At 75.5% G+C, this 9,473-nt stretch carries 9 protein-coding genes and 1 pseudogene; 9 read left to right on the top strand and 1 reads right to left on the bottom strand.

Annotated features, from left to right (window positions below):
- A pseudogene (locus tag ACFWJ4_RS39630) lies at positions 1 to 351 on the top strand (LysR family transcriptional regulator); the annotation flags it as partial.
- A 159-nt stretch (positions 352 to 510) separates the two neighbouring features.
- On the opposite strand, the gene ACFWJ4_RS39625 reads toward ACFWJ4_RS39630, so the two are convergent.
- On the bottom strand, positions 511 to 1,125 hold the full coding sequence (locus ACFWJ4_RS39625; RefSeq protein WP_359910420.1) for a YceI family protein: 615 nt from the start codon (positions 1,123 to 1,125) through the stop codon (positions 511 to 513).
- Between the two features lie 183 nt (positions 1,126 to 1,308).
- On the opposite strand from ACFWJ4_RS39625, the gene ACFWJ4_RS39620 reads away from it, so the two are divergent.
- The 8 genes from ACFWJ4_RS39620 to ACFWJ4_RS39585 all read left to right on the top strand — a co-directional run bounded on the left by ACFWJ4_RS39620 (position 1,309) and on the right by ACFWJ4_RS39585 (position 9,413).
- Positions 1,309 to 4,545, top strand: coding sequence for an SNF2-related protein (locus tag ACFWJ4_RS39620; RefSeq protein WP_380553800.1), 3,237 nt, complete (start codon positions 1,309 to 1,311; stop codon positions 4,543 to 4,545).
- The gene (locus tag ACFWJ4_RS39615; RefSeq protein ID WP_380553797.1) at positions 4,542 to 4,745 is read left to right on the top strand and encodes a hypothetical protein; all 204 of its coding nucleotides are present in this window, start codon (positions 4,542 to 4,544) and stop codon (positions 4,743 to 4,745) included. The genes ACFWJ4_RS39620 and ACFWJ4_RS39615 overlap by 4 nt, the downstream gene beginning before the upstream one ends.
- Positions 4,746 to 4,814: 69 nt before the next feature.
- On the top strand, positions 4,815 to 5,813 hold the full coding sequence (locus tag ACFWJ4_RS39610) for an RNA polymerase sigma-70 factor (RefSeq protein WP_380553803.1): 999 nt from the start codon (positions 4,815 to 4,817) through the stop codon (positions 5,811 to 5,813).
- 34 nt (positions 5,814 to 5,847) lie between these two features.
- On the top strand, positions 5,848 to 6,945 hold the full coding sequence (locus ACFWJ4_RS39605; RefSeq protein ID WP_359910429.1) for a MerR family transcriptional regulator: 1,098 nt from the start codon (positions 5,848 to 5,850) through the stop codon (positions 6,943 to 6,945).
- 37 nt (positions 6,946 to 6,982) lie between these two features.
- A complete protein-coding gene (locus ACFWJ4_RS39600; RefSeq protein WP_380553795.1) occupies positions 6,983 to 7,885 on the top strand; it encodes an alpha/beta fold hydrolase in 903 nt (300 codons plus the stop codon).
- Between the two features lie 104 nt (positions 7,886 to 7,989).
- Complete coding sequence (locus ACFWJ4_RS39595; RefSeq protein ID WP_380553792.1) at positions 7,990 to 8,397, top strand: helix-turn-helix domain-containing protein; 408 nt, start codon at positions 7,990 to 7,992, stop codon at positions 8,395 to 8,397.
- Between the two features lie 2 nt (positions 8,398 to 8,399).
- Entirely contained in the window at positions 8,400 to 8,942 is a 543-nt protein-coding gene (locus ACFWJ4_RS39590) for a hypothetical protein (protein ID WP_380553789.1), read from the top strand.
- Between the two features lie 117 nt (positions 8,943 to 9,059).
- Entirely contained in the window at positions 9,060 to 9,413 is a 354-nt protein-coding gene (locus tag ACFWJ4_RS39585) for a DUF2516 family protein (protein ID WP_380553786.1), read from the top strand.
- Positions 9,414 to 9,473 lie beyond the last annotated feature (60 nt).

Here is a 9,473-nt window from a genome sequence, read left to right as displayed (position 1 = left end):
ACCACCGAGTGGGCCGACCTCGGCACCCGGCTGCTGCGGGAGCACGGTCTGACGGCGGCCGCGCCGTACGTGCCGCCGGTGGGCGTCGACGAGACCGCCCGCTACCTCGCCCGGCACGGCGATCCGATGCTGACCACGGTCGGCGGCCCGCGGATCCCGGGGACGGTGAACGTGCCGCTGGTGGAACCGGTGCCGCTGAGCCTGGTCAGCCTGGTGCACCGGCCCGGGGAGCGTCACCCGGGGCTGCGGGCGCTGGCCGCCGCGGCCGGCGCGCTCGGCGCGGCCGAGGGCTGGCTGCGCCGTCCGCCGGGCAGCTGGCTTCCCGAGGCGGACGCGGCGCTGCTGCCGTAGGGGCGGACGCGGCGTGGCTGCGGCAGGGGCGGACGCGGTGCTGTTGGCGCAGGGGCGGGCGCGGGCGGCCGACCGCCGTACGGGCGGGCGGCCGTCATACGAAGACCGCCCCTGCCCCCGGGGGGAAGGGCAGGGGCAGTGCTCGGGGGGACGGCCGGCTCAGGCCGCCTTGACGGCGGAGATGTCGAAGCTGAGCTTGACCTTCTCGCCGATCAGCACGCCGCCGGTCTCCAGCGCGGCGTTGTAGGTCAGGCCGAACTCGGTGCGGTCGACGACGGCCTTGCCCTCGAAACCGACCCGGTCGGCGCCGTACGCGTCGGTGGCGCTGCCGGTGTACTCCAGGTCCAGCACGACCGGGCGGGTGGTGCCCTTGATGGTGAGGTCGCCGGTCATCCGGTACGAGTCGCCGCCGAGCAGCTGGGCGGAGGTGCTGCGGAAGCGGATCTCCGGGTGGGTGTCGACGGCGAAGAAGTCGCCGGTGCGCAGGTGCTCGTCGCGCTGGGCCTGGTTGGTGTCGACGCTCGCGACCTTGATCACCAGCTCGGCCGAGGAGTTGCCCGGGTGGGTCCCGTCCAGGTGCAGCTTGCCGTCGTACTCGGTGAAGCGGCCCTTGACGTTGGTGACCATCGCGTGGCGGACCGAGAAGCCGATCTCGCTGTGCGTGTTGTCGACGGTCCAGTCGCCGGTCAGGTGGGCGAGGTCCGGGCCGGCCGGGGTCGGGACGGCGGTCGCGGCGGGGGCGGTGACGGTCTTGGTGCGGTTGAACAGGCCCATGGCTTCCTCCTTGGTTCGAAGCCAGTTGTTTAGGCTTCAACTTGTTGGCTCCAGCGTAGGACAACTTCGTTCAAGTTTCAACCATAGTCCTCCGGGTTCCTCCGAACGGCTCAGCGGACCCGCCCTGTCGGACCTCCCGGATAGGCTGCGAAGGACGGTCCCACCCCGCCCGGAAGGCCCCCGATGTTCGTCCTGCACGCGCTCTGGCGGGCGGACGGGCACCTGGCGCTCTGGGCCGAGGACGCCCGCGCCCACCCCGGCGCCGCCGAACCGCAGCCCGACCGGCCCGCCCCGCGCGCCCACCCCTACGCCTGCCCGGCCGGCGAGCTGGCCGCCGTGCTCGGCGGCATCGGACCGGGCCTCGGCTGGCTCGCCGGACAGGCCCCCGAACGCTGGGCCACCCTGCTGCTGCCCACCGTCGGCACCGTCCCCGCGCCCTCGCCCGACCTTCCGGTCGCCCCGCCGCGCGGCGGCGCCGTGCTCACGCCCTGGCGGGTGCCGGCCCTGCTCTTCGGGGCCGGGGCCGCCGCCCAGCTGCTCGGTGAGGTCTTCGACCCGGTCTGGGCCGTCACCAGCAGCGATCTGCCCGGCACCGGACGGGTCGAGGTGGTCCACGGCCCCTCGCTGCGCTGGCTCACCGGAGTGCACGACCTCGCCTGGCGGACGGTCGGCCGCGGCCGGGTCCAGCCGCTGCCCGTGACCGCCGCCGACGGCCGCCCGCAGGCCCGGTGGCGGCCCGACCTCACCCCGGCCGGGCGCCGCGAGGCCGCCGCCCTGGCCGCCGGCTGCCCGCCCGTCCTGCTGGGGGAGTGGCCGTACGGCGCCGACGACGGGGACGCGCTGCTGGGCGCGGCCCTGGGCGCACTGGTGGACGCCGAGGCCCGCGCCGCACTGGCGGACGCCCCGTCCCCCTTCCCGGTCGACGGCGGCGCCGGGCCGGGGGCGGCCGTCGCCGAGCGCTGGCTGCATGCCCTCACCACCCCCGACGGCGGATTCGACGGCTCCCCGCCCGAGGAGCTCGCCGAACTGCGCCGCGGGCTCGGCGCCTGGTACGCCGCCGCCGAGCCCGTCGATCCGGCGCTGCGGCTCTGCTTCCGTCTGGTCGAGCCGCTCGGCCCCGATCAGGACGACCCGGAGGGCCGGCCCTCCGACGACGCGTGGCAGCTGGAGTTCCTGCTCCAGGCCGTGGACGAGCCCTCCCTGCTGGTCCGCGCCGCCGACCTGCACGAGGGCGGCGCCGCCCACGCCGCGCTCGCCCGCAAGGGCGCCGACCCGGTCGACGTGCTGGTCGCCGAACTCGCCCGCGCCGCCCACCGCTGGCCCGCCCTGGACGGGCTGCGCCACCGCTCCCACCCGTCCGCCCTGCCGCTCGGCCGGGCCGGCGCGCTCGACTTCCTGCGCACCGCCGCGCCCGCCCTCGCCGAGGGCGGCTTCGGGGTGCTGCTGCCCGCCTGGTGGCGCCGCCGCCCCCGGCTCGGGCTCGCCCTGCGCGCCACCACCCCGCCCGCACCCGGCTCGCTCGCGGCCACCGGCCAGGTGGACCGGGACGCCGTGGTCGCCTTCCGCTGGCAGGTCGCGCTCGGCCCGGAGGGGGAGCCGCTCACCGAGCGGGAACTGGCCGAACTCGCCGCGGCGAAGCAGGAGCTGGTCCGGGTGCGCGGCACCTGGCTGGAGGCCGACCCGGCCCAGATCGCCGCCGCGCTCGCCTTCCTCGCCGACCGGCGCGACGGCGTGCTCGCCGCCGGAGAGCTGCTGCGGCTCGCCCTCGACCCGGAGGCGACGGTCGCCGGGCTGCCGGTCACCTCGGTGCGCGCCGACGGCCCGCTCGGCGAGCTGCTCGCCGGGCAGGCCGTCGCCGCCCCGGCCCCGGAGCTGCCGGCGGACTTCCGGGCCGAGCTGCGCCCGTACCAGGAACGCGGACTGGCGTGGCTGCGGACCATGTCCGGACTCGGCCTCGGCGCCGTGCTGGCGGACGACATGGGCCTCGGCAAGACCGTCCAGACCCTCGCCCTGCTCGCCTCCGAGCGGGCGGAGGCGGCGAAGGCGGCAAAGGTGGCGGACGGGCTGAAGGGGGTGGACGGGCCGGAGGCGGCGAAGGGGGCGGCGAAGGGGGCGGAGGACACCGCCGGCCCCACCCTGCTGGTCTGCCCGATGTCCCTGGTCGGCAACTGGCAGCGCGAGGCCGAGCGCTTCGCCCCCGGTCTGCGTCGGTACGTCCACCACGGCGCCGGCCGCCTCGGCGCGGAGCAACTCGCCGCGGCCGTCAGGGGCGTGGACCTGGTCATCACCACCTACGGGCTGGTCCAGCGCGACCTCGCCGCCCTGCGCGCGATCCGCTGGCGCCGGGTGGTCGCCGACGAGGCCCAGCACATCAAGAACAGCGGCACCGCGCAGTCCCGGGCGATCCGCGCGCTTCCCGTCACCCGGCACCGGATCGCGCTCACCGGTACTCCGGTGGAGAACCGGCTCGCCGAACTGCACGCCGTCCTGGACTTCGCCAACCCGGGCCTGCTCGGCCCGGCCGAGCGCTTCAAGGAGCGCTACGCGATCCCGGTCGAGCTGCACCGCAGTCCCGAACGCACCGCCGAACTCCTCCGCCGCACCGCACCGTTCGTGCTCCGCCGGGTCAAGTCCGACCCGGCGGTGGCGGCCGAGCTGCCCGCCAAGCAGGAGATGACCGTCTGGTGCAACCTCACCGCCGAACAGGCGGGCCTCTACCAGGCCGTGGTCGCCGACCTGCTGCGGCGGGTCGAGGGCATCCGGGGCGTGGAGCGGCGCGGCACGGTGCTGGCCGCGATCGGCAAGCTCAAGCAGGTCTGCAACCACCCGGCCCAACTGCTGCACGACGGTTCGGCGGTGGGCGGGCGCTCGGGCAAGGTCGCCCGACTGGCGGAACTGCTGGAGGAGGCGCTGGCCGAGGGCGACCGGACGCTGGTCTTCACCCAGTACGCCGAGTTCGGTGCGATGCTCCGCCCGTACCTGGAGCGCCGGCTCGGCGAGGAGGTGCTCTACCTGCACGGCGGCCTGCCCCGGGCGCGCCGTGAGGAGCTGGTCGAACGCTTCCAATCCCCGGACGGGCCGGGGGTGTTCCTGCTCTCGCTGCGGGCCGGCGGCACCGGCCTCAACCTGACCGCCGCCAACCAGGTGATCCACCTGGACCGTTGGTGGAACCCGGCGGTCGAGGAGCAGGCCACCGACCGGGCCTTCCGGATCGGCCAGCGCCGGGACGTCCAGGTCCGCCGGCTGGTCTGCGTCGGCACCGTCGAGGAGCGGATCGACGAACTCCTCGCCGCCAAGCGCTCGTTGGCCGAGGCGGTGGTGGGGGAGGGGGAGCGCTGGCTCACCGACCTGCCGGTCGAGGCGCTGCGCGAACTGGTCGCCCTCACCCGGGAGGACGCCGTGGCCGAGGAGGACGCGTGAGCGACGAACCGAAACCGCCCGTGGTCAACGTCGCCGCCTACTGGTGCGGCGACTTCACCCTGCGCCGTGCGCCGGCGGCGGCGGAGGAGGACGGTCCGGAAGAGTCCTCGCTGCGCCGCCTCGGCCGCTCCGGCATCACCGTGTACGGCCGCGACCTCGCCGTCGTGCTCGCCCCCGCCTACGAGGCCTTCCGGGGCTGAGCGCGGCGGCTACCGTGCGGTAGCGTCGCGCGGGTGACCGACACCCACGACGCGCCGTCGGCCGATTCCCTGTTGGCCGACTCCCGCTTGGCCGACTTCGAGCAGCACCGGCGGACGGTCTTCGGCATCGCCTACCGGATGCTCGGCAGCGTCGCCGATGCCGAGGACCTGGTCCAGGACACCTGGCTGCGCTGGAGCGGCGTCACCGGCCCGGTCGCCAGTCCCGGCGGCTTCCTGGCCCGTACGGTCACCAACCTCGCGCTCAACAAGCTGGACTCGGCCGCCGTGCGCCGCGAGTCCTACGTCGGCCCCTGGCTGCCCGAGCCGCTGGTCACCGAGCCGGACGCGACCGAGGGCGTCGAGCGGGCCGAGACGGTCTCGGTGGCCCTGCTGGTGGTGCTGGAGAGCCTGTCCCCGCTGGAGCGGGCGGTGTTCGTGCTCAAGGAGGCCTTCGGATTCACCTACCAGGAGATCGCCGAGGCCCTGGACCGCACCGAAGCCGCCTGTCGTCAGGTCGGCAGCCGGGCCCGGGCGCACGTGCGCGCCGGCCGGCCGCGCTACGACGCCCCGCCCGAGCTGCGTCGCCGCGCCACCGACGAGTTCCTGGTGGCCTGCGCCGGCGGCGACCTCAACCGGATGCTCGAACTGCTCGCCCCCGACGTCACCGCCTGGACGGACGGCGGTGGGGTGATCCGCGCCGCGCTGCGGCCGGTCATCGGTGCCGAGAACGTCGCCCGCTTCGTCCTCGGGGGGCTCGGGCAGCTCGGCGAGGGTGCCGGCGCCCGTCCGGTCCTGGTCAACGGCGAGCCCGGTGCGCTGGTCACCGTGGACGGGGCCGTCGACTCCGTGTCGGTGTTCGAATTCGCCGAGCAGCCCGACGGCACCGTGCGGATCGCCGGGATCCGCAGCGTCCGCAACCCCCACAAGCTGGCCCACCTCGCCGGCGCAGCCCTCGCCCCTCACCCGGCTCCCGTGCCTCCCTCGGCCCCCGTCCCTTCCGCCGCCGACGCTCCCGCCGCCGACGCTCCCGCCCCCGGTGACGGCGCCGACCGGCCCGACCCGGCTTGACCCTCGACCAGGTCGAGCCCGCAGAGTCACCGGCATGGAGAGCGAGCTGCACAGCATCGGCGAACTGGCCCGCGCCAGCGGACTGGGCGTCGGCACCCTGCGCTACTACGACGGCGCCGAGGTGCTCACCCCCGCCTGGGTCGATCCGCAGACCGGCTACCGCTGGTACCGGCCCGGCCAGCTCGCCGACGCCCGGCTGCTGGCCAGGCTGCGCCGGGTGGGCCTGCCGCTGACGGACGTCCGCGCCGTGCTCGGCGCCGCGCCCGGCGGCGAGGAGGCCCGGCAGGTGCTCGACGCGCACCTGCGCCGTCTGGAGGACGGCCTCGCCGACGCCCGCCGCGAGCTCTCCCTGATCCACGCGATGATCGACCAGAGGGAGCAGCCGATGACCACCACCCCCGCCGGACTCCGGTTCACCGTCCCGGCCGAAGAGCTCGCGGCCGCCCTGGACGCGGTCCGCTTCGCGGTCTGCGGGGACCCGGAGCTGCCCTCGCTCGCCGGCGTGCTCTTCGAGCCCGACGGCCCGGTGCTGCGCCTGGTCGCCACCGACCGCTACCGGATGGCCCTCGCCGAGGTGTCCGCCGCCGGTGACACGCCCGAGCGGCCGGTGGCGGGCACGGTCGTCCCGACCGCGCTGGTGGACGCGCTGCGCGCGCTGCTCGGCTCGGGGGCGGCGGAGGTCGCGCTCACCCTCGGCGGTGGTCCGGTCCGGGCCGAGGTCGGGGAGCACCGGATCGAGGGCGCCGCGCTGGACTTCGACTACCCCGACCACCGGGCCGTCACCCGGCTCGCGCCGGAGCACCGGATCACCCTCTCCGCCGCCGAACTGCGGGCGGCCGTGGCGGCCGGGGCCACCCGTACCCTGCCCTCCGGCCCGGACGGCGCCGACTGCGAGGTCACCGTCCTGACCCTGACCGGGGACGGCCGCCTGACGGTCGCCGACGATCCGGCCCCCGAGGGCTACCGACTGGCCGTCAACCGGGACTTCCTGCTGGAAGCCCTCGACGCCGGCCGCCCCGGGCAGCTGCTCCTCGAACTCGGCGGCCCGATCGCCCCGTTGGCCGTTCGCACGCCCGGTCGTTCGGGTACCTTCTCCGTGCTGATGCCGGTCCGGCTGCCCGAGTCCGGTTGACCGGCGGGCCTCGCCGGGGCTCTGGAAGGATCACCGCATGAGCCCGCACCCCGAAGCCCTCGACGCCCCTGCCTCGGACGTCCCTGCCCCTGACGCCCCCGGCTCCGAAGCCCCCGGCTCCGGGGTCCACGTCCCCGCGGAGCACGTCCCCGCGGAACAGGCCCGCACGGTCCACGTTCCGGCCCCCGGCGGCGGCCGGCTGTGGGCGGAGCGCCGAGGAGCCGGCAGCCCGGTGGTGCTGCTGCACGGCTCCGGCATGGACTCCCGGCTGTGGGACGCCGTCGCCCCGGCGCTCGCCCGGCACCACGACGTGATCCGCTACGACGCCCGCGGCCTCGGCCGCTCCAGCACGCCGGAGCAGGCCTTCGACGACGTCGCGGACCTGGGCGCCGTCCTGGACCACTTCGGTCTGCCCGGTGCCGCGCTGGTCGGTCTGAGCATGGGCGGGGAGACCGCCCTGGACTTCGCCCTCGCCCACCCCGACCGGGTCACCGCGCTCGGCCTGGTCGGCGCCTCGGTCAGCGGCCACGACTGGCCGCCGTCCCCGGAGACCACCGCCTACGCCGAGGCCCGGCGCCGTGGCGACGCGGCGGAGCTGGCCGAGCTGGAGCTCTCCGTCTGGGCCGCCCTGGGCCGCGGCGCACCGGGCGGCGAGCTGATCGCGGCGATGGTCGAGGAGAACGCGGCCCGCCGGATCGTCAGCGAGCACCACCTCGCGGGCGCCCCGGCCCGGGCGGCCGAGCCGCTCCTGGGCACGGTCGCCGCGCCCACCCTGGTCGTCCACGGCAACCGCGACCACCCGGAGATCGCGGCCATCGCCCGGCGGCTCGCCGACGACATCCCCGGTGCCCGCGGCCACCTCGTCCCGGACGCCGACCACTACCTCCCGCTGCGCACCCCCGAACGGCTCATTGAGCTCCTCCTCGCCCATCTGGCCTGACCGCCCGGTCCGCCCTGGCTCCGGCCGCGCCCCGACGGGGGCGCGCGGTTGCTGCCGCTAGCACCCTGCTTGCATTTGCAAGCGGGGTGTTGCAGGCTGTCCGCATGGCCTCACTGAACGTCGGCTCGCTGGGCGAGTACATCCGCGAGCAGCGCCGCAACGCCCAGTACTCGCTGCGGCAGCTGGCGGAGGTCGCCGGCGTGTCCAACCCGTACCTCAGCCAGATCGAGCGCGGGCTGCGCAAGCCGAGCGCGGAGATCCTCCAGCAGATCGCCAAGGCGCTGCGGATCTCGGCGGAGACGCTGTACGTCCAGGCCGGGATCCTGGAGGAGCGGCGGGGCGAGGGCCTGGAACTGCGGGCCTCGATCCTGGCCGATCCGCTGATCAACGAGCAGCAGAAGCAGGCGCTGCTCGCGGTCTACGACGCCTTCCTCAAGGAGAACGCCGCGTCGGCACCCACCCCGACGACCGACGGCCCAGCCACCCAGAACACCCACCGGGAGGACCGGTAACCATGCCCATCACCGACGAGATCAAGAAGACCCTCAGCGACCCGACCCCGCTGTACGCCCTGGCCGGCGCCGGGGACCTCGCGTACGAGAAGCTGCGCGAGGTGCCGGGCCGGGTCGAGGCGCTGGCGGCGGACCGCAAGGGCGCTCAGGAGAAGGCCACCGCCACGCTCCAGGAGGCGCAGTCGCTGCTGACCGGGGCGCAGGCCAAGGTCACCGAGACCGTCACCGGCATGCCGACGGACCTCAAGGCCCTGCAGGAGCGGGCCCAGGGCTTCGCGCTGCAGCAGGTGGCCCGCGCGGTCGAGCTGGCGGTGAAGGCCAAGGAGACCTACGACGAGCTGGCCGAGCGCGGCAAGGTCGTGGTGGACAAGGCCCGCCCGGGAGCCTCGGAGGAGGGCGAGCCGTCCGAGCGGCCCGAGCTGACCGTGGAGCCGGTCGGGGTCGCGGAGCCGGCCGAGCCCGCCCCGGCCGCGGAGGGTGGCGCCGAGCCCGCCCCGAAGAAGCCCGCCCGGGCCCGCAAGGGCGCCGCCGACGCCGCGGAGTGACGTGGTGCCCCGAGGGGCACAGTAGGTGACCGTAGGACGTTGACCCCGTCGTGGACGGTCGTCGTGCCAGGATGGGCGGCGGTCGCAGTGCCGGAGTTGAGAGCAGAGGAGATCGAAATGGTCGGAGTGTTGCAGATTCTGGCCTTTTCCTATCTGAACCCGATCTGGTGGGCGACCATCGCCATCCTCGGCTACAAGCTGTTCGCCCTGGCCGACGCGGTCACCCGCCGGGAGGACGCCTACCGGGCGGCCGACAAGAAGACCAAGGGCTTCTGGGTGGCGATCCTGGCGATCTCCTTCGGCTGGGACTTCCTGTTCGGGGTGAACTTCTTCACCGGCATCGGCACCCTGGCCGGTCTGGTCGCCTCGATCGTCTACGTGGTGGACGTCCGCCCGGCGATCCGGGCACTGACCGGAGGCAGCGGCGGCCGGGGCGGCCGGAGCAACACCGGTCCGTACGGCCCCTGGTAGCCCCGGTGGCGGACGACGCGGCGGCGCCCGGGGGGGGGTTAACCCCCCCCCCCCCGGCGA

It is taken from the genome of Kitasatospora sp. NPDC127067 (assembly GCF_042724755.1).
In the GTDB taxonomy this organism is placed as follows: Bacteria; Actinomycetota; Actinomycetes; order Streptomycetales; family Streptomycetaceae; genus Kitasatospora; species Kitasatospora lactacystinica.
The sequence above is the reverse complement of the archived record's forward strand: the minus strand, read 5'-3'. Positions and strand labels throughout refer to the sequence as shown.